Here is a 26,079-nt window from a genome sequence, read left to right as displayed (position 1 = left end):
CGCACGTGGGAGGGCATGGGATGGACGACTTCCGGGACCGGGTACGTGCCCAAGGCGTCTGTCCCGCCGCACTCGGTGAGCAGGTGCATCCCGCCGAGCCCAGCCCTGCCACCTGCGCCGACGCCGGCTCCGGCTCCGGCCCTGACGCCGGCCGGAGACCTCCGGTCCTCAGGCGTCGTTGCGCTTGAGGGCGAAGTAGCCGCCGGCCAGGGAGGCCGCGGCCCAGAGCGCCATGATGCCGAGGCCCGCCCACGGGCCGTACGGCGGCCCGTCCGCCTGTTGCACCACCTGCATGACGCTCGTGCCCGCCTGGTCGGGAAAGAAGTAGCCGACCTTCCTGGTCGCCGGCACGAAGTTGAAGATCGGCGCGATCATGAAGAAGTAGGCCATCAGGACGCTGAGGGACAACACCGCCTTGCGCAGCATCGTGGCGACGCCGACCGCGAACAGCAGCATGAGCGTCAGGTACACCCCGGCGCCGGTGACCGCCCTCAGCACGCCGGGGTCGCCGAGAGAAGCGCCGTGGTCACCGAGGAGCGTCTGGCCGACGAAGAACGTCGCGATGCTGGTGGCCATACCGACGGCCAGGCCCGGCAGGGCGGCGGCCGCGGCCCTGGCCCCGTACAGCAGGCCGCGCTGCGGTACGGCGGCGAGGGTGGTGCGGATCATCCCCGTGCCGTACTCGCTCGTGACCACCAGCACGCCGAAGGTGATCATCGCGAGCTGGCCGAGGCCCATGCCGATGAAGCTGGTCATCACCGGGTCGAAGGCGGCCTGCTCAGCAGCGCCGAGGGTGTCGAACTCGCCGCCCAGGATGACGCTCAGCAGGGCACCGAGGCCGATGGTCGAGAAGAACGCGGCCGTCAGCGTCCACTTCGATGAGCTGACGGTCCGGATCTTCGTCCACTCCGCCCTGAGGACGGCAGTGGTTGCGGCCATGGTCATGCCTCCTCCCCGGTGCGGGAGCGGATCAGCGCCGGCGCCTGGTCCGGGGACGGAGCCCCGGAGAGGGTGAGGTCGCCGTCCACGGTGCCGCCGCCGGCCTGGTACTCGAGCGACCCCGCGGTGAGCCGCATGAACGCCTCCTCCAGTGAGGCGCGGTGCGTACCGATCTCGAGCAGCGCGATCCGGTGGGCGGCGGCGAGTTCGCCGAGTGCCTCGGCGTTGCCGTCCTGGATCTCGAAGGCCCCGTCCCCCGTGCGGACCGGGGCGATCCCCTGGGCGGCCAGTACGTCGAGCATCCGCTCTGGCTGAGTGGTGCGCAGCCGTACGACGGAGCGGGAGTTGTCCTCGATGAAGTCCGCCGTGGACGTGTCGGCCAGCAGCCGGCCGCGGCCGATGACGATCAGGTGGTCGGCCGTCAACGCCATCTCGCTCATGAGGTGGCTGGAGACGAAGACCGTACGGCCCTGGGCCGCCAGTTGCTTCATCAGGTTGCGGATCCAGAGAATGCCCTCGGGGTCGAGTCCGTTGACGGGCTCGTCGAGCACCAGCGTCTCGGGCTCACCGAGCAGCGCGGCGGCGATGCCGAGCCGTTGCCCCATACCGAGCGAGAAGGCACCCGCGCGCTGGTGCGCCACGTCGGCGAGTCCGACCGTCTCCAGGATCTCTCCGACCCTGCGGTCCGGGATCCTGTTCGACCGTGCCAGCCACAGCAGGTGGTGGTAGGCGGTGCGGGCCGGGTGCAGGGCCTTTGCGTCCAGCAGCGCGCCGATCTGCTTCATCGGTTCGCGCAGCTCGCTGTAGCGCTTGCCGCCGATGCTGACGCTGCCACCGGTCGGCCGGTCCAGGTCCAGCATCATCCGCATGGTCGTCGTCTTGCCCGCACCGTTCGGGCCCAGGAAGCCGGTCACCGTGCCGGGGCGCACGGTGAACGTCAGGTGGTCGACTGCGGTTTTGTCCCCGTACCGCTTGGTAAGCCCACGTAACTGGATCACACGCCGCAATATAGATCGCACGCATGCCGCACATGCGAAGTTTGTGCACGTTCATCCAGCGATGCTTCGGCGATGACAGGGGCCAGATGAGGGGGCTCCTGCGCGCGCCTTCTCCCCCACAGGGGGCGCACACGGGTGTGTCGACGGCACGCCGGCGCTCTGCCCAGTCGGTGGGAGCGGCGCCGACGAGACGGCACACCGGGCGACCGGGACCGCCGTCCGGGCCCAGGGGGGAAGGGCAGCGGCGTCACTGCGGGTGGTTGCGGCGTGGGTCAATCAGTTGTCCGTCGCACCGAAATCGGGCAGGGTGACCGAGCCGTCCGCAGCGAGGGGGAATCCCGGGTTGTACGCGACTTCCCAGCAGTGGCCGTCCGGGTCCGCGAAAGCGCTGGAATAGAACCCGATCGCGTTCACGGCCGCGGGCTTGGTGACGCTGCCGCCCGCCCGTCGTACTGCGGCGAGCAGCTCGTCGACCTCGGCCTCGGAGCGGACGTTGTGGGCCAGGGCGATCCCGCCAAACCCTCCGGCCGGTCCGGGCTCGACGCCGCAGTCGCGGGCCAGCTTGTCCCGGTCCCACAGCACCAGGGCGAGCCCGCCGGCCTGGAAGAAGACCGTCGCCTCGACCTCCTGCCCCCGCCAGCCCAGGGCCTCGTAGAAGGCCTTGGCGCGTGCGAGATCGGAAACTCCCAGGGTCACCAGGGTGATGCGCTGTTCCATGCCATCACACTAGAACGCCCCGGCGGGACGGCGGCCGCTGACGCACCGCCCACACGACGTATCCCCAGGCCTCGACCAACCGTGGTAGCCGCCCCGCATGGCGTCGGCGTCCGCCGGGCGCGGCGCTGCCGGACCGGGAAGGGTCGACCTCTCGCTTCCCTCGCCGACTAGGTACGCGATGGCTGTGCCGACTCCCGGCGCTGCTCCAGCCAGGAACGGCTCAGGTCATCCCACGTGGCCTGATACCTGTTGAAGACTTCGTCCAGCTGGCTGTGCGTCAGCGCATCCGCAGGTGTCGATGCGAGGAGGTACTCCAGCTCATCGGCAAGACGGTGAAACCGGTACTGGGTCTCCTCCATCAGTACCCACCTGGACCGCCAGTTGAAGAACGGCTCGACGGCTCCGAGAAGGGTCACCAGAGCCACCAAGGCGAAGGCCAGGTTGGCCCACGAACTGAGGTCCTGCAGGCCCAAGATGATGGTGGACGCAGCGGACAGCGCCAGTGTCAGCATCTTGATCACCGAGGCTCGTCGGCGAAACTGCCGCTTCCCGCCGCGCGCGTAGTCGTTGCCTTGACGAATCCTGATGAGCAGCGCGACGGCAGTCTCCGTCGCGCCGAGACCCACACCTGGCCCACTGTTCGGCTGCACTTCTCCCCCAACCCGCCGTGCATCACTTGGCGTTCGCACAGCATACGTCCGCCCACGGCGGCGTTCTCGGAGCGCCTTCACCTGCCCTGGACACCCTCTCGTGCACCTCGGGTCGGGAGCGGCTTTCGCCTCGGACCGGCCCTGTGGGCGATCGTGTCGGGCGTCCCCGACCTCGCGGCACGCAGCGGGCTCGCGGTCGATGCGGAGGGTCGGGCGCTCGTGGACGGTCATGGGCCGATGGGCGCGGCGCGGCGGTCTGGGTGTTCAGCTGTCGGGGGCGTCGAGCGGGCGCAGGAAACGGCGCTCGTACCGCTTGATGCAGCGGGTTTCGCGGGCCAGGTCGATGGCCGCCTGGCATTCCGGATCGGACAGGCTGTCCGTGCGGTACTGCTCGTAGGCGGCGAAGCCGGGGAAGGAGAAGAGGGCGTAGGCGATGTCGCTGTCGCCCTCGCTGGGCAGGAAGTAGCCGTGGTGGGTGCCGCCGAACCGATTGACCAGCTTGACCCAACGGCGCCCGTACTCCTCGAAGTCCTCGAGCTTGTCGACGTCGATCTCGTACTTCAGATGAATGGTGATCACCGCCCCATCATGCCGGGTGACCTGATCCGGCGCCGGAAGAGCGGGCTTCGCGCAGACGGACGAGGTGTCCGGCCGCTGGACCTTCCGGCCTGGCTGGAGGCCAGGGTCGGGCCGCTGCCGGTCGGGGCCGACTGGGCCTGGCAGCGACGCCGTGCACCGGGGGCCGGCGGCAGAGCTGGACGAATGGCTCCGGCCGGGCCCGCAGAGGGCCTTGCGGACCTCGCTCACCAGTCCCGCGTGGCGATCAGCTCCTCTATGTCCGCGTCAGGGAACCCGTATGCCGACGCGGCGAAACAGAAGTCCTCGGCGATCCACTCACGCGCGACCGTCTCGATTTCACTCCCGGCTGCCTCGAACTCCGTCTGCAGAAGGTTGAACTCCTCCGTCGCGGCGTGAGTGAGCGCGTACAGGGCCTCCAGATCCGACGGCTGTTCGGCCTCAATCCGCTCACACAGCCGCAGCAGGATCGCCGCGCCCTGGTCGACGAGGTGATCGGGGAAGTAGGTGTCCTCGTACATGTGCCGCAGGAACGCGCGCCCTGCTGCCTGCTGGTTGGTGATCGGCATTGCGCTTCCCCATCCCCCTGGAAGAACTGACGCTCCGATCATGCACGACACCACTGACAACGACGCCGCCCCTGTGGACCAGCTCCGGGGGGGGTGAGGTCCTCCTCCGGCTGGAAGGCCCGACGGGCTCCGGGCACGGCGCAGGTCCGCCCTCGGCCAGGGGAGGCGCTGCGGTTCAGGGCGCGGGGGTCAGCCCGGTGGGGACCTGCCACTGGTAGCGACGGCCCTTGTTCGACAGCCGCAGGCCCTGCTTGAAGACGGCCAGGCCGAGTTCGTTGGAGGCCTTGGCCAGCAGGGGAACGGTGTCGCCGGCCTTGCCGTAACCGAGGCTGAGGGGCGATTGCACGGTGAGGGCGAGCTGGGTGATGTCCGCCGGCGGGACGGAGACGACGTCGGCGGCTCGGTTGCCCGCCAGGTGGCGGATCAGCGAGGGGCCGACCCCGGCGAACAGCGGGGTGGGCAGAACCTCGCGGATGAAGTCGAGGACGCTCTTGGTCAGGACGGTGCCCGCCTCCGAGGGGCGCTGCTGGCGGCGCAGCACCGCGTCGACGAGTGCGGTGCCGTCCTCGTATGAGGCGGGATCGACGCGTTCGTTCACGCCCATGATGTGGCCGATGATCCGCCAGATGTGGAAGAACGCGTCCCGGTCCTGGGCGGGGAGTTCGACGCCGAGCCGGGCCAGGCCCTGGGGGATGATGACGGCGAAACTCATCAGGGTCGCTGCCAGGTCCTCCTGGTTGACGGGCACTCCCCAGGAGGTGTCCCAGTCGTCCTTGCGGGCGAGGTGGTAGCGCATCGTGGCGTGCAGCAGCCGGATCTTCTGCGCGGACCGCACGCCGCGTGCACCCGGCTTCAGGCTGCCCGGCTCCAGGACGTCGACCACGAACTGGGCGGTCTCCATCAGCCGGCGGAAGACGCCCTGGGTCAGGCGGGTCGAGCGGTAGAGGACCTGCGCGCCGTCCCCGCAGCCGTAGCACAGGGGCAGGGAACCGCACAGCAGCGTCGTGACGATGTGCCCCTGGTAGCGGCCCAAGAGGCTCTGCCCGCGGGCGACCAGGACCTCGTCGGCCCACTGCGGCAGGACGGACGAGTGGCTGAAGTACTCCTGCAGCTTCGGCGGCAGCCCGTCGGGGACCGCCTGGCTGTTGCCGCCCAGCACGAGCAGGGCCTCACGTACCTGCTCCTGCCGGCCCAGCGCGTAGATCTCCTCGATCGCCGCGTCGGCCGGCGGATCGCCGGCCTTGCGCAGCGGGTCCAGCAGTTCGTCCGTCCACTTCGTTGCGGGCATGATCGCCTCCACCGCAGAAAACTGCGCGTCGGGGGAAGAGGGTGGGGTCGGGGGTGCCGGAATTGCGGCATTCGCCTCGTCCACAACGGTTGTAGCCGCCCGCGTCGGGCTTGGGCAGCCCTCCTCACTCGCACAGACCAAGCCGAATCGATCCGGCTGGGCTGACCACCCACCGAGCGGCGCGATCTGCGGCGCGGCCGCGGGCCCCTCGGCCGGTGGACGGCAGCACGGAAAAACCCCCGAAACGGACCCAGCCTGCTGGATCGAGGCGTGCCTGCTCGGGCGGGCGTCGGCCGATGGGCGGCGGCGTCCGCTCGGTCGTCACCGACCCCGGTCACTCGCGCGTTCGCGCGGCTGCAACACTGGCCCCGGTCAGAACAGCAAGAGCTGGCTGAGCAAGACGAGCGAGCGGACCGGCAGGAGGCGCAGTTGAGCGTCAGCGTCGAGGGACAGATCGACATATCGGGGCCGGTGGGCAAACTGCTCCACCGGCGGCGGCTGCAGAACACCACGGTGATGCAGTCCTTCGGCATCGATCCCGTCACCGGAGAGATCTTCGTCCTCCAGGTCGTCGAGGGCGGTCTCACCCTGGCGGGCGAGTCCGGCCCCAGGACGGGCAGGCAGCGGGCGTACGCCGGCGACCTGGCCGTGACCCGGCTCAGTCAGGCGGGCACCATCACGGGGCACATGTACCTGCGCGGATTCGGCCACGGCGTGTCCATGGGTGTCGAGCACCACAACGGTGTTTCGCGGCTGTGGACCGAGACGGAGTCCATCCCCATGGGCACCAACGTGCCGGAGGAGGAGAAGGAGGGCTACGGCACTGCCGTCACCCACTTCGAGTTCCGCAGCGGCGCGGTCATCGACTCCGGTTCCTCGCAGCTCGCCGAGCCGTACCGGCCGGTGCTCGGTGCCACCAACGTGACCTGCACCATCGACCCGACGACGAACCGTGTGATCGTCCGCTTCAAGTCGGGCAGCATGATGTTCGAGGCCTACGACCTGGACAAGGCCAGGGCAGGTGACTGGACGCCGCTGTCCCGGATCACCCAGCCGGACGCGAACGGGGTCTTCCAGGGGTACGCCTCCCTCGGCGGCGTGCTGTACATGCTGGCCGGCAAGGCCTACTCGGACGAGGTCAAGCCGCCCGGCAACACGTACCTGAGCGCCGTGGACTGGGCCACCGGCGCCCTGCTGGACCAGCAGTTCGTCACCGCCGCTCCCGGCCTGGAACTGCGCGAACCCGAGGGCATGGCCGTATCCGTGCGCAGCGGGGTGCCGCACGTGCACTTCGGCTTCGCCGGCGAAGAGCCCAGCCCGCGGACCTGCACCATCCTGTCGCTGTCCGGGGCGCCGGAGATCGACGGGGTGAAGGTATTGGCCGACTGGCAGCCGATCCCGCTGGCGAGCGGCGTGACCGCGGACGTGCGGGCCCCGCAGGGGCGGCTCATCAGCATCGCGGGGACGACGGTGCTGCAGCTCAGCGGCGGGGTGAAGGGGACGTTCGAGGCGGACACCCGGATCGGTACGCTGCCCGACGCGCTGGCGCCGAGCATGGCCGTCCGGGCCAGTGTGCCGCGCAACAACAGCGGCGGAGTGTGCACCGCGCGGGCGGAGGCGGACTCCGTCCGGGAGCTCTGGCTCTACGGCGGGCGCTCCACGAACCCCATCACCTGGGCCCAGTTGGACGACTTCAGCGCCGTCTGGCGCTGAAGCGCCTCTGGCCTCGCCCCGCGCCGCTTCTTCCCTTCCCCTCACCCACCCCTTCGCCAAGGCCAAGGAGACAGCCACCCATGTCCCACAACCGCCGCCGTATCCTCGGTGCCGCGCTCGCCCTGCCCGCCACGCTGGCCACGACGACCCTCGTGGCTGCCACCCCTGCCGTCGCCGCGGGCGGTGTCGAGGCACAGCCGTGGACCGACCTCATCCTCGAAGCAGGTGTCACCGCCCAGCCGGGAGCCACTCCGCAGGTCCGGCTGATCACCATCGCCGGTACGGTCTTCCTCCAGGCCCGTGGGTCGGTGACCTGCAACCTCGCCGTCGACTCGAAGATCGCGACCCTGCCGGCCGGGCTCCGCCCCACCGCGCTGGTCCGCGCCACCGCCCCGCGCAACAACAGCCAGGGCATCAACGCCTGTCGTTTCGAGGCCAACACCGCCGGATCCGTGACCATCTACGGCGGCAACAGCGGGAACCCGATCACCTGGGTGCAGTTCGATTCCGTCCAGACGATCTGGCGCTGAGAGCGGCGAGGAGGGCGACGCGACGCTGAGAGGCCTGGCCGGGCCTGGCCTGGCCAGGCCGCCGGGGTCGCTACGTGCCGCGGTCACGCGGGCGGTTTCGGTCGCCGGTCCGGCCGGGTGTGAGGCGGAGCGCCGGCCGCGTGATGGCGGGGGGTGCCACCACGCGGCTCGGGCCCGCTCGGGAACCCGCGCCGCTCACCGCCGCGGTCTCCCGTGACCACGCTTATGGCCGCTCTCGGTGGGCCCAAACAGTGGATGCCCATCTTTTTTTCCGAGCACGTCGGCGGGCCCGCACGCCGACGAGTGGAGGCGGGGGTCCGTGGGCAGGCGCGCCGTCGACGGAGGCCCCTGCGCGCCCGGACGACGGGGATCGAGGGGGCCACAGTTCGGATCGAAGGAGCTGTTTCGCATGGCGGAGAACGTGTGGGCCTACCGCGCCGGCGTCGACTACCTGGCCGCCGACCTCACCGGCTACGCGGTCGAGGCGCTCGACGGCAGCGTCGGCAAGGTCGACAAGCACTCCGACGAGGTCACCGACGCCTATCTGGTCGTCGACACCGGAGTGTGGATCCTCGGCAAGGAGGTCCTGCTGCCGGCCGGCCTGGTGACCCGGATCGACCACGTGGCGGAGAAGGTCTACGTGGACCGTACGAAGGAACAGATCAAGGCCGCTCCGGAGTTCCACCGGGACGAGCACCTCGGGAACGAGGACCATCGCCAGGCCCTGGGCTCGCATTACCTCTCCGGCATGCCGTTCGGCGTCCCGCCTGCCTGACCCCGGATGCCGGGCGTGGCCGAGCCGTGCACGTTTGTCCGCCGCGATCCGGGTCACACGCGGAGGGCAAGGCAGTTCCCCGCACCCCCAGGGAGTGATCAGCTGTGTCGCAGGACGAAAAGGGCAAGGCCAAGGCGGAGCAGGCACAGGGCAAGCTCAAGGAAACGGCCGGCCGCCTGGTGGGCAACGAGCGTCTGACCGCTGAGGGCCGCACCGAAGGGGCGAAGGGCGATGCACGCCAGGCCAAGGAAAAGATGAAGGACATGTTCAAGCGGTGACCTGACCGCGCACGGAGTACGGAGCGTGCCTGGGTCCCGAACCGATCAGGGTTCGGGACCCAGGCACGTCTGCACGTCCGCACGTCTGCACGTTGCACGTCTGCACGTCGGCGCCGGCCTCGGGCGCGGGAGCCGTGGTTGCGCCCGCGTGTCAGCGGGCCAGGAACTCTTCGAGGAGCTTGTCGAGGTCGAGGAACTCCTCCCCCACGCCGATGACGGCGTAGGTCTGCTCCAGGAAGCCCGTGAGCGCGCGGGCCTCCACGAAGAGGACGGCGTTCTCCTCCCCGTCCGCGCCGGGGCCGCGCAACGCGACACGGAGCTCTTCCGCGCCGGCTGCTCTGTGGGGGCTGAAGGTGACTTCTCCCTCACCCACCGGGCGCAGGAGTCCCTCGGCGAGCATCTGCCGGTCGAAGTCCCAGCGGGCCAGGGTCGTGGGGCCGTCGAAGAACGTGGCCCGGACCACGTACGGGTCCTCGGCGTCGTACGAAAAGCGGGCGAGGAGCGGAACGCGCCCCTTCGCCGCGTCGAGACGGACAATGAGCAGAGCAGACACACAGGACATCGACAGGCCTCCGGGATGAGCTGCACGGTTGCCCTCGTCTGCCCCGCCTCGCCGTCGCCACACTGGCCCGATCGAGGGAACGGCCGAGAAGGGCAAGCGGATCCGAAGCCTCCGGGACCCCGAGGTGCCCCTGCAAAGCTGCGTAGCGCGCCGTGGGTCGGGTGGCGGCGTACGTGCCGTCAGGGGCTCGAGCTGTGTGCGGGCCGAAGGCAACGCATTCTGCGTTCTGCGCAGTGAGTCCGACCGAGCCGCCATGGACTCCTGACGCTGACGGCTCCCCCTTGCCCCCGGGACAACATCGAGACACCGGTGAAACCCGACCCGGCTCCTGGAAGGTGGTCCAGCGGTCGGGACACCGATGGCTTGCTTCGGCGCGCGTGCAGAGGGGGGTGGATCTTCCGCTGGCACGCCACTCGTCCAGGAGAAGGGGAGCTCTATGACCACGTCGGCTGTCATCCGCCCATTGGCCCCGAGCGAAGCGATATTCGCAACGAGCGGCGTGTACATGGGCTACGCGGTCCTGGTGTCCGGCAGGTTGGACCTGGCAGCACTCGACGCGGCCTACGAAGCGCTGGTGCGCGCCCATCCGGTGCTCGGCGCGCGGCTGGAGCCGACGGGCGAGGGCGGCTTCGACCTCGTCGCCGGGACGGCGGACGCACGGGACATCTGGGTGATGGAGGGTGATCCGGATCGGCTGATCCACGACCAGAAGTTCGATCAGCGTGCCGCGCTCAGCCACGTGTCCGTGGTGCGCGGCGACGGGGACAGCGCCAGCGTGACACTGTTCACTCACCACAGCATCGCGGACGCCTATCACTCGCTGGCCGCGCTTGCGGAGTTGTGGTCCTGCTACACCGATGTGGTGGCCGGGCGCTCGCCCGAGCGCGAGGTCCGTCCGTATCCGGCGTCCGTCGAGCAACTGCTCGCCGAACGCGGCATCGAGAAGAGGGTGACGCCGCCGGCGCCGGGCCCACGGGAGCCCGCAGTCGAACCGGCGGCCGCCGGACCGGCCGTTGCCGAACCCGCCGTCACGGAACCCGCCGTCACCGGAGCGCCGGTCGACGACGATCGGCACCGTGCACCCCTGGTCGCCCGGTGCCGCCTGTCGGTCGCCGAGACCGCGGCGCTGGTCGAGCTCGGGCATCGGGAGGGCGTCACGATCAACGGTCTGGTCTCGGCCGCGATCCTGCTGAGTGATGCCGAGATCCGTGAACTTCCGCTGACCGAGATGGTCTACCTCTATCCGGTGGATCTGCGCACGCGGATCACCCCGACGGTCGGCAAGACCGACGGCACCAACCTGCTCGGGTCCGCCACGTACGTGCCACCGGCGGAGTCGATCGGGTTGATCGAATTGGCCCGTGACCTCTGCGAGTCGCTGGCGGTGGCCATTGCCGAGGGAGTCGTGCAGCAGACACCGTTGCACGTCCCCACGAGGAACTCGGCAGCCCCCACGCCGCCCCCGGGCATGCTGATCGTCACGACCTGGGGTCGCGTTCCGACGATGCGGGCGCCGGAGGGCTTGCACATCACCGACTTCCGTTCGACCGTCGTCCCGTCCTCACGCCCGGACGCGCCGCGCCCACCGCACCATCCCAGCGGTGGCTCCTGCATCCTCAGTACATTCGGCGGCCGCCTGAGCATCGAGATCCATCACTCCGAAGCGGTCGCCGCCGAGCAGCAACGCCGCGCGGCCGCATCACGGCCCGGCTGCGCGACGCCATCGCCTGCGTCGACGGTCTGGCGGGTCACACGGGTCACGCGGGTCACGCGGGTCACGCTGCGCATCAGCTCCAGCACTGAGCGTGGCACCCGAGCTGCCCGCGAGAGCAGCATCGTCGACATGGGGACCCGGGCGGACGAGCGCCGCACGCTCGCCGCACGCTCAGGCCGTGCTACCCGCCGCTGCGCTTGCCGGGCGGGTCCTGGGGGTCCACGCCGGTCGTGGCGGAGGCGTCCTTCGTTCCGCTGGGGCGCTGCGACCGGCCGCGGGGGCCCAGGTCGTGCATGCCCTTCTCCCCAGAGCCCTTGCCCTGGTCCTCGCCGCGGGTGCTCCTGCTCTTCACCGGCTTGCCGTGGGGGTTTCCGGACTCTTCCTTGGAAACCTTCCGGCCGGGCCCCTTGTCCGGGGCGTACTCGTCCGGGTGGAAGGAGCGCTTGGCACTCGGGTTGTCCTGCTGGCGGGTCTCGTCCACGTCCGGCGACCAGCCGTGCTGGTGGGTGCCTTCGTGGCGGCTCGGACCTTTGCCGTGAGGGGGTTGGGACGGCTTCGGCTGCTTCGTCATGGCTGCCTGCTGTCTGTCTCGGGACGGGCGCACGGGGTATGAGCGCCTCTACCACTGGTCCTGCCATCCTCCCACCGTTCGCGCGGCCGGTCGCGTCGGCAGGGCCTTGCGGACCCCTGGGCCTGCGGTGGCGCGCCGGCCTTCCCGCTGTTTGCCTGGGGGGACCCACAGCCCGACACACGAAGGAATGATCATGAGCGGCGAGAGCCAGCCGAGTGAGCGAGCCCAGCAGATGCGCGACAAGGCGCAAGAGCTGGAGCAGGCGGCACAGCACGCCACCGATCCGGTGGAGCGGCAGCGCCTGCAGGACAAGGCCATGCGCATCCGCGAGAAGACGGAACGAGAGGAGGGCAGGGGCAGCGGAACCATGGACCCCATGTAGGAGGAACCATGGCCCCCGTGTAGGAGACCGGATCAGCCGGCTCCGGAGCCCGGAGGCGGGAGCCCGTCCCCGTGCTGCCACCTGGCCGTCCCGCTGCGCCTGCAGCGGGACGCCGGGCGGCTGACCCCTCACGTTGCCTGTCGGCCCTACCAGTAGTGTTTGCGTCCGCCGACGGCGTGTCCGGCCGCTCCCAGGATCCAGAGAATGGCACCGATGACGAGCAGAACGATCCCGATGGTCCACAGGATCGAAATTCCCGTCACGAATCCGATGACCAGGAGAATGAGGCCCAGGATGAGCATGATGCCTCCGTTGTGGCTTGACGGTTCCTAACCAGGGTAGGCGCCAGCCGTGTCCGGCGGCTTGTCCGGGCGCGGATCAAGGAGCAATTTCATGATTCTCATCCTCGGACTCATCCTCTTGATCGCCGCCCTGGTCGTCGGCTTGGCCGGAATATTCGGCAATACCGGTGCGGGGCACGAACTCGGCGCCGGCGGCGATTTCTCGATTTTCGGCTACCACGCCACGGGTTCGACCGGATCTCTCTTTCTGACGGGAGCCATCGTCGGAGCCGTCGCCCTCCTGGGCCTGTCTCTGATCATGGCCGGCGCCCGCCGTTCGGCCCATCGCTCGGCGCAGGCCCGACGGGACCTCGGCACGTCGCGCCGTGAGACCGCCGCCGTCGACCGCGAGCGGGAGCGCGACGACCTGGTTGAGCAACCTGAAACCGCCCGCACCGATACCCGTGCTCCCGTGGCCGACGCGCCCCGTGGTCGAGGCCATTGGTTCGGCCGTCGAGCAGCGCCCCGCTGACGGCAGCGATCTCCCTTCGCCCGAGCCGATCCCATCGGCTCCCCAGGGCCTGAGTCGATTCCCCTCGGGTCAGGCCCTGCGGACGATCGGCTCACACGCGGGGGGCCTGGCCGCCGACGTTGTCGTCCGGCGTCTGCCAGGAGTCCTCGCGCTGCTGCGCCACGGGATTCTGCTCCGCCGGCCGGGCAGGGGCCTCGCGCCGTGCACTGCGCCGGCTGCCGTACCAGAACGCGCCGATCAGGAGGACGGCCACCGCCACGCCGGCGACCATGAGGAAAAGTGCTCCTTGGCCTTCGGCCGCAAGGATCTCGGTAGGAATCATGGCTGGCGCTTACCCGCGATCGGCGCGCTTACGGCCCTCCACCTGGAAATGCCTGCACGGAACGGTCCGGAGCCGGTTCCTAGAGCCAGCCGTTGCGTCGGAAGGCCCGGTACAGGAGGCCCGATGCCAGCGCCATGAGGCCGACGGCGAGCGGGTAGCCGTAGCTCCAGCCGAGTTCCGGCATGTGCTCGAAGTTCATTCCGTAGACGCCCGCCACCATGGTGGGGACCGCGAAGATCGCGGCCCAGGCGGAGATGCGCCGCATGTCGTCGTTCTGCCAGGTCCCCACCCGGGCCTGCTGGGCGTCGAGGACCGAGTTGAGCAGTTCGTCGAGCGTCCGCACCTCGGTGTCGGTGCGGTGCAGGTGGTCGGCAACGTCCCTGAAGTAGGGCAGGACCTTCGCCGGGCGGTCCTCCTCGCCCAGTCCGCTCAGCAGGCCGGGCAGGACGGGGACCAGCGGTTGGACGGCATCCCGGAACTCGCGGACCTCTCGTTTCAGGGAGTAGATGTCCTCGGTGTGGTCGACGCGAGAGGACGAGAAGACGCGGTCCTCCAGCCGGTTGAGCGCGGCGCGCACGGTTTCTGCGGCCTCGCTGTAGGCGTCGACGACGACGTCGAGGACGGCGTGGAGCACCGAGAGCGGGCCGAAGCGCAGCATCGAAGGGTCGGCAGTCAGTCGGCGGGCGGCCTCGGCCACCGGGTCCACCTCGCCATGGCGGACGGTGAGGACGTAGCGGGGCCCGACGAAGAGCATCAACTCGCCTGTTTCCACTGCGGTTTCCTCTTCGACGTACCAGAGGGTCTTGAGCGCGACGGCCAGCACGTCGCCGAAGCGCTCGCGCTTGGGCCGCTGGCGCGCCTGAACCGCGTCCTCGACCGCCAGGGGGTGCAGGCCCAGTTCCGCGGCCAACTGCACGAGCTCCCCCTCGCCGGGATCCACCAGGCGTACCCAGCCGAATTCGCCCTCTCCCAGCCCTCGCAACCGTTTCAGCACCAGTCGGCACGCTTCGTCGTCAAGGCCGCACTCGACCGTCTCCGACCGGCCCGACCGCTCCTCGTACACCACGCATTCCATACGCCGCGCATGCTTCGGAACGCCGATTTCATGCGCCGATGACATCGTCCCCGCAACCGGCCCGTCGTCGGCAGCGGACCGGGCCCCGGTTCAGGGGGCGGGTGGCGTGGCCGTGTGGTCGGGGTGGCCTTGGGTGCGGCGGATCGTCTTGAGGCGGGCTTCGTAGAGGTGGTCGCGGCCGTCGGCCAGCTCGTCGACGATCTCGCCTTCCATCGCGGCGAAGGGCTGGTAGTAGGTGGAGTTGTAGGCCTCGACGATCTGGAACGTCCAATGGCCCGGGATGACGTTGCGGCCGACGAGTTCGCGTTCGACGCGTGCGGCCTGCTCCTCGTGGCCCGCCTCGCGCAGGAGCCGGACGGCGTCCCCGAGCTCGAAGTCCGCCGTCCCGGTCAGCTGGTGGAACCCGTAGAGGTGTCCGCGCGCCCGCTCCGTGGTCTCCAGTGCCTTCGAGAGCAAGCCCAGGGCGCGCAGTGTCTTTTCGTCGACGCCGTCCGGCACCTGGTGGGCCCGGTCCATCTCGTGATTGTTGTCCATGGTGATCTCCTGCCCCGGAAGGCGGCTGACCGAGCGGTTCATTGAGCCGTACGGAGTAAGACGGTCAGTCCCCCCACGGGCAGCGGCCCAGCCCGAGACGGACCGCCGCGCGAAATGGGTGATTCTTTTGCCCACGCTCCGGGTTAAGAAACACATAAGAATTGAGCGCATGCCCTCGGTGGAGTCGGGCAGATGCTGCTTTGGAGGTTGATAACTATGGTTCCCCTGCTTCTCGTTCTTCTGTTGGCCCTGATCCTCTTCGGCGCGGGTTTCGCGGTGAAGATTCTCTGGTGGGTGGCCATCGCAGTGCTGGTCCTGTGGCTGATCGGTTTCGTCGCCCGTCCGAAGGGCGGTAGCGGCCGCTGGTACCGCTGGTAGCCGGCCGACGAGTGCATCTGCGCACGTGCGCGGGTACGGCACTGCAGGCATGACGTGGCGGTGGCCTGCCGTCCCCTTCCGAAGGGGCGGCAGGCCACCGCCATGTCGTGTGCGGGCGACCAGGCTCTCCCGTAACCGCTGAAATCGGATATCAGGGGTATCCGGGGAACAGCCGGGGCGGACGTCGTGACGCAGCAGGGGTCCTGCTCACCTCCAGGATCGGCGGCCGTCCCGGTCCCGCGGTCGGTTCGGGTTCGGCATGGAGGGCGGCGAGGAGGACGAGGGCCTGGGCGCTGTGGGTGCCGGGTTCGGCCTGGTAGACGACGAGTTGCCGGCCCGGTGCCTCGCGCACGTCGAAGGCCTGGTAGGTGAGGGCCAGGGGGCCGACGTCCGGGTGGAGGAAGTGTTTGAGGGCCGAGGTCTTGCCCCGCACGGTGTGGGTGTTCCACAGGCGGGTGAAGTCCGCGCTGTGTTCCGTGAGTTCGCGAACGAGGCTCCGCAGGCGCGGGTTGTCGGGCTCGAGGCCGACCGCCTGGCGCAGGTGGCCCACGACGGCTTGCGCCGTGGGGGCCCACCGGGTGTGGAACGACCGTCCCGCCGCGTCCAGGAAGACCATGCGGGCGAGGTTGTCCGCCGGCTCGAAGGGCGAGTACAGGGCTTCGGCGAGGGCGTTTGCCGCGAGGACGTCCAGCGCCCGGTTGATGACGAAGGCCGGGGCGCCGGGGTAGCCGTCCAGCAGTTGGCGCAGGGCGGGACCGATCCGGTCCGGGGCAGGGGGCGTGAGCGTGGGCGGGAGGGCCGGGGCCGTCCCGGCCAGTTGGTGCAGGTGCGCGTAGGCGTCGGGGTCCAGGCGCAGGGCGCGGCCGAGGGCGTCGAGCACCTGGGCCGAGGGGCGGCGTTCGCGTCCCTGCTCCAGGCGCGTGTAGTAGTCCGCGTTCACGTCGGCCAGGACCGCGACCTCTTCCCGGCGCAGTCCTGCGACCCTGCGCACGCCGTGGCCGGGCAGGCCGACGTCGTGGGGGCGCAGGCCCGCTCGGCGGGCGCGGAGGAAGTCTCCCAGCTGGTTGTCGGGCATGTCCTCAGGCTAGGCGAGGGCGACCTCGTGCTGCCTGGGTGCGGTGCACCCGGGCAGGACCCGTCCTGGTCGGCGCCCCACGGCCCGCCCAGACTCGGTGGTGCGAGCGGGGCGAACCAATGCGGCCCCGCGGGCTCTTGCACGCTGCTCCACCGAGAGGAAGAACAGGAATGACAGGAACGGGAACGGCCGACGCGGCCAAGGTCGTGGCGATCACCGGAGCGAGCAGCGGCATCGGCGCGGCGACCGCCCGCCGGCTCGCCGCAGAGGGACACCGCGTGTTCCTCGGCGCGCGCCGCACCGATCGTCTCGATGCGCTGACCCGCGAGATCATCGCCGCCGGCGGCAGCGCGGCGTTCCGCAGGCTGGACGTCACGGACTTCGCCGATGTGAACGCCTTCGTGTCCGCCGCCCGCGAGCGCTACGGCCGCGTGGACGTGGTGGTCAACAACGCGGGCGTCATGCCGCTCTCACCCCTGGACGCACTGAGGGTCGACGAGTGGGACCGGACGATCGACGTGAACGTACGGGGTGTCCTGCACGGGATCGCCGCCGCCCTGCCCACGATGCGGGCCCAGGGAAGCGGGCACTTCGTGAGCATCGCCTCCGTCGGCGCGTACGAGGTCTCGCCGACGGCCGCCGTCTACTGCGCCTCCAAGTTCGCCGTCCGCGCGATCTCCGAGGGGCTGCGCCAGGAGTGCCGGGACGGCAGCATCCGCGTCACGCTCGTCTCCCCCGGCGTGACCGAGTCCGAACTCGCCGACGGCATCGGGGACCCGGCTGCCAGGGAGGCCATGAAGAGCTACCGTGCCGTAGCGCTGCCGGCCTCCGCCATCGCCGGGGCCATCGCGTACGCCGTTGCCCAGCCGGCGCAGGTGGACGTCAACGAGATCGTGGTCCGGCCCGCCGGGAGTGCCCAGTGACCGATCACCCCTGCGCGGCCCACGTGCCCTGCCGCGTCGCCGCAGGCAGCGACACCGACACCGACACCGAAGCCGATACCGACACCGACATCGACATCGACATCGACATCGACAGCAGAGTCGGGCTGTCCCTCAGATTGGGGGCCTTGGAGGACAAGGAAGCGTTGCGCGCACTCTTGATCCGGGGGTGGCGCGCTCTGGACAGCAAGGACTGGCGCGCCTGGGCGGCCTGTTGGGCCGAGGACGCGGTGCTGGAGTTCGGGCCGTGGGGCATCATCCGCGGGAGGGAGGCGATCAGGGCGAAGGTGGAAGGGGCGGAGGCGGCCTACCCTGCCATGCAGCACCACATCCTCAACACGCACTTCGAGGTGGCGGGAGACCGCGCCACCGGCATCGGCTACATGTGGTTCGTGACCGATCCCGCGCCCGGGACGGCCCGCTCCCCCTACGCCATGGGCGGGCCGTACGACTGGGAGTTCCGCCGGGAGGCGACGGGCTGGGTGCTGGTCCGCCAGCGCCTGGGTGTGTGGTGGACCGAGGGTGAGGACCCTCTGGGGTCCGCCTTCGCAGACCGTGCGGACGGTGGGGCGGCGTGATGTCGAGAGGCAGCCGTGGACCTGACCACGGGGTGGTGCAGCGCCGCGGCTGTCGCTCGGGTGCCGCGTGCGCGTCGCGGTGACCCGCCGACGGGTGTGGAGCGGCTCCCGGGCCCGTGCGCGGCCCGGGAGCCGGGTGGGGCGGGTCAGCCGCAGGAGCCGGAGATCCAGCGGTGGGAGCGGACCTTGTACGTGCCCGCCAGGTTGGCGCCGTGCTGCTGGCGCTCGCAGCCGATGCGGTTGTTGTAGTCGGTGCTCAGGTAGTAGGCGACGCCGGTGGCGCTCGACGTGCCCGCGTTGAAGACGGACTTCACGTTCGTGGTGGCGGCCCAGGAGCAGCGGATGCTGCCGCCCTGCCAGTCCGGGTCGGCCACCGACCAGGCGCAGCGCTGGCCGGTGAAGTTGTACTCCGTCCAGAAGCAGACGTTCCCGGTGCCGCAGTCGATGGCGGCCTGAGCCAGCGCGGCGTTGCTCGGGACGGGTGCGGCGGCGGCCGGCGGTGCGGCGTGGGCGGTGCCCGGCACGAGGGCGGCGGTCATGGCGAAAACGGCGCCCGAGACGGCCATTGCCACACGGTTCTTGCGCATGCGGAAGATCCCTTTCGCTTGGTGAGCAGGACGGGAAACACGCGCGTGCGGCCCGGCGGGGTCCGCCGGGCTCGGCAAGCGGCCACACCCTGCCCGAGGCGTGCCGCGGGTTACAAGGCGGTCCGGGGAAACTGTCCGAAACCGCCGGACCCCTTTGCGCCACCGTCCTCGCCCGAGCGTTCAACGAGCGCGTCAGCGGGCGTGGCCGGGGCCGGGGCGGGGGCCCGTGAGGAAGTCCGCGATGCGCACTCCCCAGGTCCGCACGTCGGCGCGGGTACGGGAGAGGTGGAGCTGCGCGCCGACCAGGCAGTCGGCCAGGGCGGCGGCCGTCGACACGGGGTGGCCGGGGTCGTCCACCCAGGTCAGGATCAGGGCCGGGCAGCGCAGCGCGGCAAGCAGGGCGGGCGCCGGCAGGTCGGAGTCGGCCAGGCCGCGCAGGACGGACGGCAGGAGTGTCTGCGGGGGCGTGGGAGGGAACTCGGGGACGTCGGCGACGACGGCGGGGCGGTGCGGGTCGCCCCGGGCGCCGGACCAGTCCCCCGGCCCGTCCCGCTCGACGGTGTCGGCGGCGGCCCGGTTGGCCCGGGCGTGCGCCTCCCGCGTCGCCCAGGCGGTCGGCGGGAGCAGCAGGACCAACCGGGAGAAGCGGTCCGGCGCCCGGACGGCGGCGTGGAGGCAGGTGCCGCAGCCCATCGACGAGCCGATCGCGTCAACGGGGTCCGTGGCGCCGAGGTGGTCGAGCAGGCCGAGCAGGTCGTCGGCGAGCGAGGCGTAGGTGTAGTCCGCCTCGACGGGCCGGCCGGTGGAGCGGCCGTGCCCCCGTGCGTCGTAGCGGACCAGGCGCCGACCCGCCCGCAGGACCGGCGCCCAGTCGAACAGGTCCATCCGCTGCTCGACGGCCTGGCTGACGAACCCGCCGTGCGCGTACACCGCCAGGGGCCCGGTACCGGCGTCGTCGTACACCAGCTCGGCCCCCCGGTGACGGAACCGGCCCTCGGTGACCGGCCCCGTTTCCGGTGTCCCCATGGTGACGCGTCTTTCCACCCGTACGGTCTGCCATGCCATGCCCGGCCCGATGAGCCGGTCGGGTCGGATCAGCAACCGCCGCAGTTGTAGTACAGGACGTCCCAGTGGTTGCCTTCGTCCGCGTAGATGTTCCCCGAGCCGGACTTCCACATCGGCGCGCCGTCGCCGCGCACCCCGATGTAGGTGAAGGTGCCCTTGATGTAGTTGGTGATGCAGGTGCCCTTCGCGTAGTCGAGCTTGTAGCCGTTCCAGTGCGAGTACGTGCCGCTCGCGTGCCCCGCCTCGGTACCGCCGGTGATGTTGAGGGCGCAACCGGTGGCGCGCTTGAGGGTCTGGGCCCCTTGCGCAGAGGTGAGGTTGAGTTGTTCGAAGGACGTACAGGTCGGGTTGTTCCGATCGGAGCAGTTGCCGGAGGACGACCAGGTGATGCCCACCTGGCGGAACATCGATGTCGCAGTGGCGTGGCTGATCTTCGTGGCGGCGTGGGCTTCGGTCGTGGCGGAGAGTGCTCCGAAGCCGGGTACGAACAAGGCCCCGACGATCAGGGCCAAGGCGGTGGTGAGAGAACGGATCTGCCTCACGCTGGTTCCTCCTGCTGGTGAGCGCTGAAGCTTCCATTGAGCCTGTGGGGCTGTGCAGGTGGAGCGGGTGGAGCGGGTGGAGCCGGTAGAACCGGTAGAACCACAGTGATGGTGCCCGAGGTCTACGCGCGTACGCCAGAGGGCGGCAGACCCCGATGCAGGGCGTTGCTGACGCCCTGACGTACGACCGGCCGTGGCCGTGGCCGCGGCACTGGGAAGGTGACGCCGGAAAGCCGAGGGGCCCGGTTCGCCTCGGCTGAGGGGTGACCACCCCCACCACGGGTGACCACCCCCACCACCCCGTTTCGGACGAGCGCCGGCGTCAGGAACCGGTTGCGCGGACCGAGCCGGTGCTGGAGCCGCTGGTGTCACCCACGAAGCAGGTGACCTGCCGGTCGCCGCTGTCCCACGTGCCCTCGGACGGGAAGTACACGTACGTCTGCAGTGTGTCCGGGAGGTTCGCGGACGGGCCCACGTAGTCCGTGAGCGCCTTGCCGCATTTCTCGTCGGTGGTCGCGGCGACCTTCTCCGTGCCCGGGTACGCGCCGTCGTCCTCCAGGTCGAAGACTGCGTACGCCTCTCCCTCGTGCGGCCGGCCGCAGGGCACGACGGTGACCGTGAAGGGGGCGTCCGCGCCGTCCTTGTCCTGGTACTCCGCCAAGTCGTCGTCCGTGGTGAAGCAGTCCCCCACACGCAGGTCCTTGACCTCGCTGGAGCCCTCCTCGGTGACCCGGCCCGTGGTGTCGCGCTTCGGCGCGTCGTCCAGCGCGCCGGAGAAACCGAAGATCAGCGCGAGGGCGTACAGCACGAGGGTCAGGCAGTGGATGACGATCGCAGCGATGGCGAAGCCCCTGCCCTTTTGGCGGCGCTCGCGGATCTGGGAGAGGGCGATGATGCCGAGGATCAGCGGGACCAGCGGTATCGGGCAGAGGATCGACATGATGAAGGCCACGACGGCCAGCGTGTTGGTCTTCTCCGACTCCGGCGGCGGCTCGTACCAACCGGTCGGGCCCCCGTACGGCCCGGGTGGCTGCCGCGGCGGCTGTGGGGGCTGCCCGGGGTGTTGTCCGGGGTGCCCGTACGGCCCCCAGTGCGGGTTCGGCTCCGGGGACGAGGGCGGGGGCGGAGGTGGGAAGGACATGCGCGCGGCCCTCCTTGCGCAGGGGAACCTGAGGCTCGACCAACAACCCGGCGGTGAGGCTCTATCCGTGGACCGGGGCGGCGAGGGCGGAGGCGGGGGCCTGTCCGGTCCGGCGTGGCCGCGCGGGCCTGTCCGGTCCGCCCACCCCGATCGCGACCGGCGGCGACGGTCGGCGGCCCCCGTCCGGCCTGGCTCTCCTGTGCCTCCGTTGTGGCGTCCTCCGGCCGTACCGACACCCGACACCGACGCCACCGGTGCGGACGCCGGCCCGCCGATGGTGCTGTGATGTCCACGCTACTCCCCGACGCCGGAGGCGTCCTGCGGGAGAGCCACCCCCCGAGGCTCCGCCCGGCCGCCCGGCCGCCGGGCCGTCCCGGCCGGTCAGGGGGTGCGCGGACCGCTCTTCACCGTCGTCCAGCTGCCGCCCCGCACCGCGTACACCGTCAGTTGGCGGTTGACCGTGTCGCCGTACTCGTCGAAGGCAACGCGCCCCGTGACGCCTTCGAACGTCAACCCCGCCACGGCCTGCGGCAGCTTCGCCCGGGCATCCGGCGGGAGGGTGCCGCCATGGGCCGCCGCGACGGTCTTCACCGCCTCGATGACGGTCCAGGCCGCGTCGTACGCGTACGGACCGTACGAACCGGGCGCCTCCGGGTAGCCGGCCTTCTGGTACTGGGTGAGGAAGTCCGCTCCTCCCGCCAGGGATTCGGCGGGAACTCCGATGTTGGTGGCGAGGTCGCCCTCGGCCTTGGCATTGGTCGCGATGAACTGCTGGTCGAAGATGCCGTCGCCGCCCATCAGGGGGATGTTCAGGCCTGCTTGCTTGAGCTGCTGGGAGAGCGGCCCGGCGGTGGTGTAGTAACCGCCGAAGTACACGGCATCGGCGCCCGAGGCCCGGACCTTCGCGGCCAGGCCGGAGAAGTCGCTCGCGGCGGGATCGACTTGTTCCGCGCCGACGACCGTGCCGCCCAGCTTGGTGAACTCGGCCCGGAAACCCGCGGTGAGGCTCGTGCCGTGGTCGCTGGTGTCGTCGATGACGTACAGCTTCGTCTTCCGGGCCTCGTCGTGGAGGTACCGGGCGGCGAACGGCCCTTGGTCGACGTCCGTGGCGACGGTGCGGAAGTAGGACTTGCTCGGGCGGGACTTGGTGCCCTTGGCCCAGTGGGGGCCCAGCGTCAGCACGGGGTTGGTGTTGGCCGGTGACACGGTGACGAGGTTCGCCCGTCCGAGAGGTTCCGCCATGGTGCGGGCGACGCCGGAGTTGAGCGGCCCCACGATGCCCAGCACCTTCTCGTCGGCAACGAACTGCGAGGCGTTCGTCAGGCCCTTGGCGGGATCGGCGCCGTCGTCCAGGGCCTTGATCTCGAAGTTCACGCCGGGTACGTGCCGGGTCCGGTTGGCGGTCCTGGCCGCCAGGTCGGCGGAGTTCTTGATGCCGACGCCGAAGGAGGACAGGTCGCCGCTCAGCGGTGCGTCCACGCCGATCACCACGGTGACTGGGGAAGCCGTGGACCCACCGCCGGCCGCCCCACCACCGCCGCCGCCGCGCGAGGTGTCACGGGCCAGGTTCCAGGTCAGTACGGAGCCGACGGCGAGCGTGGCCACGGCCACTCCCACGACGGCGGAGCGCCGGGTGAGGGCGCGGCGGCGGGCTGACGCTCCCTCGTAGTGGCCCTTCCGGTCCGTCCCGCCGAGCGAGACCAGATCCTCGCCCGAGGGCACGGGCACGGGCACGGGCGGGATGGTCGGGCGGTCCGGTACGGGGCGGCGAAAGGTGTCGGGGGCCTCGGGGGTGTGCGCGGAGTCCCTGGCGGTGGGCGTCGGCAGGGGTGAGGCAGGCGGCTGCTGCGCGTCGTGCTCCGTCGGGGTGGGGGCGTGCTCCGTCTCAGCCTCCGGTACGGGTGCCGGTACGGGTGCCGGTACGGGCTCGGCCTCCGGTTCGGGTGCCGGTACGGGCTCGGCCTCCGGTTCGGGTTCGCGCAGGACGGTGTCGGCGGTGGCGTGCCCCCTGGACCGGGAGGAGCGCAACGCCGACGCCAGCAGCTCGGCCGCCTCGGCGGCGCCGGCCCGCTCCGCCGGGTCCTTGGTGAGGAGCGCGTCGAGCACCGGCGCCAGCGGGCCGGCGTGGACCGGCGGCCGGTGGGGTCGGGTGAAGACGGCCACGGCGAGGGCGTGGAGCCCCTCGGCGGCGAACGGCGGGTGCCCCTCCACGGCGTGGTAGAGGGTGGCGCCGAGCGCCCACAGGTCGTTGGCCGGGGTCGGGCGCTTGCCCTCGAGCTGCTCGGGCGGCATGTACTGCGGGGTGCCGATGACGGTCCCGCTGTGGCTGAGCTTGGTCGTGGCGTCCGCGAGGTGGGCGATGCCGAAGTCGGTGAGGACGACGCGGTCCTTGGTCAGGAGGACGTTGTCCGGCTTGATGTCCCGGTGGACGATCCGCGCGTCATGCGCCTCGACGAGCGCGTCGAGCACGGCGGAGCCGATCTCGGCCACCCGCTGCACGGGCAGCCGCCCCTGGCGGCGGATGGCCGCGGCCAGGGACTCCCCGCGGACGAACTCCATGACGATCATGGGGGCGCCGTGGTGCTCCACGACGTCGTGGATGGTGATGATCCCGGGATGGCTGAGAGTGACCGCTGCGCGGGCTTCGCCGGTGAAGCGCCTCAGCAGTGAGGCGCGGTCGCCGTCGTCCAGCCCCGGCGGGAAGAGGATCTCCTTGATGGCGACCTCGCGCCCGAAGAGTTGCTGGTCGACGCCCCGCCAGACCCGGCCCATGCCGCCTTGGCCAATGCGTTCGACCAGCTGGTACCGGCCGGCGATGAGTTCGGAGTTCTGCTCGGTCACGCGCACACTCTAGGACCTGATCGGCCGGTCGGGTGACGGAACGGTGGCCTGATCCGCATGCCTGCGGCGCTCCGGCAGACCTGCTCGCCATCAGCCGGGGATCAATGCGTCCCACTGGTCTCGGGTCGGACCGTCGTGCTGGGGCGTGAAGTCCGGGTGGGCGGCCAGCCATGCGGTGACGTGTCGGTCCACTTCGTCGCTGCCGAAGGCGTCGTGAGCAGGGCGCAGGAGATGGCGCACCTGGGCCCGGGCCCTCATGACGACGGGATCCTCGAAGGCACAGGCGCCCAGGGCGGCTGCCCGCCGGTCCGCGGGCGGCGCGCTCTCGGCGAGCCGTTGTTCGTTGCCGCGGTCGGCCGTCACCTGCGCGTCGAACCACGGGCGGAGGGTCTGTGCCGTCCAGGCGTGGTAGCCGGTGGGGTCCGCGGCGATCTCGTCGACATGGCTCGCGAGGTACCGGGCGGCGAGCAGGCCGAAGGAAGCGCCATGGCCCGACGTGGGATTGGTGTGGATGAGGCTGTCCCCGGCGTTGACCAGGCCGGTGACGACGGGTCCGTGCTCGTCGGCGAGGGCGGTCCAGCGGTTGTCCAGACCGGCCATCGCCAGAACCGCTGACTGCGGTTCGGGGGCGAGGTCGAGCCAGGCGGCGGTGGCGGGGAAGCGGCGGGCGACCGCCTCGAACACGGCGGGGTCGGTGAGCGCGCCGCGGGTCGGGTCACCCGTGGAGAGCACCAGGTGCACCGCCAAGGTGTCGTTGTCGGAAGGGAAGACGCCGGCGAGCGCGAACGGTGCGGCCGAGCCGGTCTTCACCCGCCCCGGGTCGCGCGGGCCGTCGGCGCGCAGGCGGTACCAGCGGCAGAGATAGGCGATCCCGGCGCGGTGGCTGTCGACGACGGGCGGGCGGCAGCCGGCCGCTATCAGCCAGGCGGGAACCGGCGAGCGGCGGCCCGACGCATCGACGACGAGGTCCGCCCGGTGGGTTTCCGCGTCCACCTGGACTCCGGTGACCCGGGCAGGGCTGCCCTCCCGGAGGGTCAGGGCGCTCACCCGGCGGCCCCGCCGCACCTCCACGGTGCGCTCCCGTCCCACGGCCGCGGCCAAGGCGGCCTCCAGCACGATGCGGCGCGCGCGCAGGGTCACCAGGTCCTCGTCGCCGGCCCGGTGCGGCGGATGCTCGCCGAACCAGTCGAACTCGTGGTACTCCCGGGCTCCACGTGCCAGGAGGTCCGCGTAGACGTCGGGGGTCTCGGTGCGCAGTACGGTGCGCACGGGCGCGAGGAGAGAATGCGGCTGGACGGCCTGCGGGACCCGGGGTCTGTCCCAGTGGAAGAAGTCCCGGTTCAGGTCCGTTCCGGCCTCGCGCGCGTCCTGTTCGAACAACGTGACCGTATGGCCCCGCCGCCCGAGCATGAGCGCCGTTCCCAGCCCGCTGATACCCCCACCGATGATCGCAACCCGCGCCACTGAGCTCCCCTTCGCGTCGTGTTGCACGGCGAGCCTACCGCTTGATGATCTACGGTCGACGACCGGCCTCGTCCCTGCGCGGTGCGCGGGGTCAGGACGGTCAACGGTCAGCGCCGGGCAGGAGCTTGGAGCCCGGAGATCCGTCGCATGGCCCGAAGGGCGGGTGCGGAGCCGGTGCGGAGCCGGTGCGGAACCGTTCCAGTCCCCGATCGTCGGGCCGCCGCAGCGCCGTGGGCGGGGTGTGCGGGTCCTGACACCCCGCCCCGGCAAGGGGCGGCACACGAGCCCGTTCGCCGGCGCATCGTCCACCGACACGCTGACGAGGGAGGCGGTTTTCATCCGGTCGGGCCAAGCAAATGCGCCCGATTGCCGCGAATGGCCCAGCATCGGGGCCTCGGACAGGCCATGCTGCGTAGGAGATGTCTAGCGTCGCTGCCAGACACATTCGTTCGCGAAGCTCG

At 70.8% G+C, this 26,079-nt stretch carries 30 protein-coding genes and 1 pseudogene; 10 read left to right on the top strand and 21 right to left on the bottom strand.

The window, feature by feature from the left end; genetic code table 11:
• Positions 1-168 precede the first annotated feature (168 nt).
• From AB0D44_RS13955 to AB0D44_RS13925, 7 genes are all read right to left on the bottom strand, one after another.
• Positions 169-945: an ABC transporter permease gene (locus AB0D44_RS13955; RefSeq protein ID WP_362589301.1), complete on the bottom strand. Its 777-nt coding sequence runs from the start codon at positions 943-945 to the stop codon at positions 169-171.
• A complete protein-coding gene (locus tag AB0D44_RS13950; RefSeq protein ID WP_362589298.1) occupies positions 942-1,937 on the bottom strand; it encodes an ABC transporter ATP-binding protein in 996 nt (331 codons plus the stop codon). The genes AB0D44_RS13955 and AB0D44_RS13950 overlap by 4 nt, the downstream gene beginning before the upstream one ends.
• Positions 1,938-2,213: 276 nt before the next feature.
• Positions 2,214-2,654, bottom strand: a complete 441-nt coding sequence (locus AB0D44_RS13945) for a VOC family protein (protein WP_362589296.1) — start codon at positions 2,652-2,654, stop codon at positions 2,214-2,216.
• 167 nt (positions 2,655-2,821) lie between these two features.
• On the bottom strand, positions 2,822-3,280 hold the full coding sequence (locus AB0D44_RS13940) for a DUF4231 domain-containing protein (RefSeq protein WP_362589293.1): 459 nt from the start codon (positions 3,278-3,280) through the stop codon (positions 2,822-2,824).
• A gap of 288 nt (positions 3,281-3,568) precedes the next feature.
• Entirely contained in the window at positions 3,569-3,883 is a 315-nt protein-coding gene (locus tag AB0D44_RS13935) for an NIPSNAP family protein (protein ID WP_362589290.1), read from the bottom strand.
• A 224-nt stretch (positions 3,884-4,107) separates the two neighbouring features.
• Positions 4,108-4,449, bottom strand: coding sequence for a DUF5713 family protein (locus AB0D44_RS13930; RefSeq protein ID WP_362589287.1), 342 nt, complete (start codon positions 4,447-4,449; stop codon positions 4,108-4,110).
• A 175-nt stretch (positions 4,450-4,624) separates the two neighbouring features.
• The gene (locus AB0D44_RS13925) at positions 4,625-5,737 is read right to left on the bottom strand and encodes an oxygenase MpaB family protein (protein ID WP_362589284.1); all 1,113 of its coding nucleotides are present in this window, start codon (positions 5,735-5,737) and stop codon (positions 4,625-4,627) included.
• Between the two features lie 429 nt (positions 5,738-6,166).
• Here AB0D44_RS13925 and AB0D44_RS13920 point away from each other — a divergent pair, with 429 nt between their 5' ends.
• The 4 genes from AB0D44_RS13920 to AB0D44_RS13905 all read left to right on the top strand — a co-directional run bounded on the left by AB0D44_RS13920 (position 6,167) and on the right by AB0D44_RS13905 (position 9,033).
• The gene (locus AB0D44_RS13920) at positions 6,167-7,450 is read left to right on the top strand and encodes a hypothetical protein (protein WP_362589281.1); all 1,284 of its coding nucleotides are present in this window, start codon (positions 6,167-6,169) and stop codon (positions 7,448-7,450) included.
• Positions 7,451-7,530: 80 nt separating this feature from the next.
• Positions 7,531-7,980, top strand: coding sequence for a hypothetical protein (locus AB0D44_RS13915; RefSeq protein ID WP_362589278.1), 450 nt, complete (start codon positions 7,531-7,533; stop codon positions 7,978-7,980).
• Between the two features lie 409 nt (positions 7,981-8,389).
• The gene (locus AB0D44_RS13910) at positions 8,390-8,755 is read left to right on the top strand and encodes a PRC-barrel domain containing protein (RefSeq protein WP_362589276.1); all 366 of its coding nucleotides are present in this window, start codon (positions 8,390-8,392) and stop codon (positions 8,753-8,755) included.
• Between the two features lie 104 nt (positions 8,756-8,859).
• Positions 8,860-9,033, top strand: a complete 174-nt coding sequence (locus AB0D44_RS13905) for a CsbD family protein (RefSeq protein ID WP_362589273.1) — start codon at positions 8,860-8,862, stop codon at positions 9,031-9,033.
• A gap of 151 nt (positions 9,034-9,184) precedes the next feature.
• On the opposite strand, the gene AB0D44_RS13900 is transcribed toward AB0D44_RS13905, so the two are convergent.
• Positions 9,185-9,586: an SsgA family sporulation/cell division regulator gene (locus tag AB0D44_RS13900; protein WP_362589270.1), complete on the bottom strand. Its 402-nt coding sequence runs from the start codon at positions 9,584-9,586 to the stop codon at positions 9,185-9,187.
• A 367-nt stretch (positions 9,587-9,953) separates the two neighbouring features.
• Between AB0D44_RS13900 and AB0D44_RS13895 the strand changes: the two are divergent.
• Positions 9,954-11,237: pseudogene (locus AB0D44_RS13895) on the top strand (hypothetical protein); the annotation flags it as partial.
• 11 nt (positions 11,238-11,248) lie between these two features.
• Here AB0D44_RS13895 and AB0D44_RS13890 read toward each other — a convergent pair.
• Positions 11,249-11,395, bottom strand: a complete 147-nt coding sequence (locus tag AB0D44_RS13890; protein ID WP_362589267.1) for a hypothetical protein — start codon at positions 11,393-11,395, stop codon at positions 11,249-11,251.
• A gap of 95 nt (positions 11,396-11,490) precedes the next feature.
• Positions 11,491-11,880, bottom strand: a complete 390-nt coding sequence (locus AB0D44_RS13885) for a hypothetical protein (RefSeq protein ID WP_362589264.1) — start codon at positions 11,878-11,880, stop codon at positions 11,491-11,493.
• A 193-nt stretch (positions 11,881-12,073) separates the two neighbouring features.
• Here AB0D44_RS13885 and AB0D44_RS13880 point away from each other — a divergent pair, with 193 nt between their 5' ends.
• Complete coding sequence (locus AB0D44_RS13880; RefSeq protein WP_362589262.1) at positions 12,074-12,262, top strand: DUF6381 family protein; 189 nt, start codon at positions 12,074-12,076, stop codon at positions 12,260-12,262.
• A gap of 146 nt (positions 12,263-12,408) precedes the next feature.
• On the opposite strand, the gene AB0D44_RS13875 is transcribed toward AB0D44_RS13880, so the two are convergent.
• A complete protein-coding gene (locus AB0D44_RS13875) occupies positions 12,409-12,564 on the bottom strand; it encodes a DUF6131 family protein (RefSeq protein WP_362589259.1) in 156 nt (51 codons plus the stop codon).
• 91 nt (positions 12,565-12,655) lie between these two features.
• On the opposite strand from AB0D44_RS13875, the gene AB0D44_RS13870 reads away from it, so the two are divergent.
• Positions 12,656-13,075 carry a hypothetical protein gene (locus tag AB0D44_RS13870; RefSeq protein WP_362589256.1) on the top strand — a complete coding sequence of 140 codons (420 nt, stop codon included), beginning with the start codon at positions 12,656-12,658 and terminating at the stop codon, positions 13,073-13,075.
• Between the two features lie 91 nt (positions 13,076-13,166).
• Here AB0D44_RS13870 and AB0D44_RS13865 read toward each other — a convergent pair whose 3' ends face one another.
• The 3 genes from AB0D44_RS13865 to AB0D44_RS13855 form a co-directional block, all read right to left on the bottom strand.
• Positions 13,167-13,397, bottom strand: a complete 231-nt coding sequence (locus AB0D44_RS13865; protein ID WP_362589253.1) for a DUF6479 family protein — start codon at positions 13,395-13,397, stop codon at positions 13,167-13,169.
• A 79-nt stretch (positions 13,398-13,476) separates the two neighbouring features.
• Complete coding sequence (locus AB0D44_RS13860) at positions 13,477-14,472, bottom strand: magnesium and cobalt transport protein CorA (protein ID WP_362589250.1); 996 nt, start codon at positions 14,470-14,472, stop codon at positions 13,477-13,479.
• Between the two features lie 90 nt (positions 14,473-14,562).
• Positions 14,563-15,006 carry a hypothetical protein gene (locus AB0D44_RS13855; RefSeq protein ID WP_362589247.1) on the bottom strand — a complete coding sequence of 148 codons (444 nt, stop codon included), beginning with the start codon at positions 15,004-15,006 and terminating at the stop codon, positions 14,563-14,565.
• Between the two features lie 216 nt (positions 15,007-15,222).
• On the opposite strand from AB0D44_RS13855, the gene AB0D44_RS13850 reads away from it, so the two are divergent.
• Entirely contained in the window at positions 15,223-15,384 is a 162-nt protein-coding gene (locus AB0D44_RS13850) for a hypothetical protein (protein ID WP_037792689.1), read from the top strand.
• Between the two features lie 151 nt (positions 15,385-15,535).
• Here AB0D44_RS13850 and AB0D44_RS13845 read toward each other — a convergent pair whose 3' ends face one another.
• Positions 15,536-16,459 (bottom strand): helix-turn-helix transcriptional regulator, encoded by a 924-nt coding sequence (locus AB0D44_RS13845; protein WP_362589244.1) that lies wholly within the window; start codon positions 16,457-16,459, stop codon positions 15,536-15,538.
• A 170-nt stretch (positions 16,460-16,629) separates the two neighbouring features.
• On the opposite strand from AB0D44_RS13845, the gene AB0D44_RS13840 reads away from it, so the two are divergent.
• Together AB0D44_RS13840 and AB0D44_RS13835 are read left to right on the top strand one after the other, a co-directional pair.
• A complete protein-coding gene (locus AB0D44_RS13840) occupies positions 16,630-17,382 on the top strand; it encodes an SDR family oxidoreductase (protein ID WP_362589241.1) in 753 nt (250 codons plus the stop codon).
• A complete protein-coding gene (locus AB0D44_RS13835) occupies positions 17,379-17,978 on the top strand; it encodes a nuclear transport factor 2 family protein (protein ID WP_362589239.1) in 600 nt (199 codons plus the stop codon). Before AB0D44_RS13840 ends, AB0D44_RS13835 begins: the two co-directional genes overlap by 4 nt.
• A gap of 146 nt (positions 17,979-18,124) precedes the next feature.
• On the opposite strand, the gene AB0D44_RS13830 is transcribed toward AB0D44_RS13835, so the two are convergent.
• The 6 genes from AB0D44_RS13830 to AB0D44_RS13805 form a co-directional block, all read right to left on the bottom strand.
• Positions 18,125-18,565, bottom strand: a complete 441-nt coding sequence (locus AB0D44_RS13830) for a peptidase inhibitor family I36 protein (RefSeq protein WP_362589236.1) — start codon at positions 18,563-18,565, stop codon at positions 18,125-18,127.
• A gap of 192 nt (positions 18,566-18,757) precedes the next feature.
• Positions 18,758-19,591: an alpha/beta hydrolase gene (locus AB0D44_RS13825; protein ID WP_362589233.1), complete on the bottom strand. Its 834-nt coding sequence runs from the start codon at positions 19,589-19,591 to the stop codon at positions 18,758-18,760.
• Between the two features lie 68 nt (positions 19,592-19,659).
• Positions 19,660-20,172 (bottom strand): hypothetical protein, encoded by a 513-nt coding sequence (locus tag AB0D44_RS13820; RefSeq protein ID WP_362589230.1) that lies wholly within the window; start codon positions 20,170-20,172, stop codon positions 19,660-19,662.
• A gap of 322 nt (positions 20,173-20,494) precedes the next feature.
• Entirely contained in the window at positions 20,495-21,313 is an 819-nt protein-coding gene (locus tag AB0D44_RS13815) for a DUF4190 domain-containing protein (RefSeq protein ID WP_362589227.1), read from the bottom strand.
• A 381-nt stretch (positions 21,314-21,694) separates the two neighbouring features.
• A complete protein-coding gene (locus AB0D44_RS13810; RefSeq protein WP_362589224.1) occupies positions 21,695-24,154 on the bottom strand; it encodes a bifunctional serine/threonine-protein kinase/ABC transporter substrate-binding protein in 2,460 nt (819 codons plus the stop codon).
• Between the two features lie 90 nt (positions 24,155-24,244).
• On the bottom strand, positions 24,245-25,618 hold the full coding sequence (locus AB0D44_RS13805; RefSeq protein ID WP_362589222.1) for an FAD-dependent oxidoreductase: 1,374 nt from the start codon (positions 25,616-25,618) through the stop codon (positions 24,245-24,247).
• Positions 25,619-26,079: the final 461 nt, after the last annotated feature.

It is taken from the genome of Streptomyces sp. NPDC048349, from assembly GCF_040651925.1.
Lineage (GTDB): Bacteria > Actinomycetota > Actinomycetes > Streptomycetales > Streptomycetaceae > Streptomyces.
The sequence above is the reverse complement of the archived record's forward strand: the minus strand, read 5'-3'. Positions and strand labels throughout refer to the sequence as shown.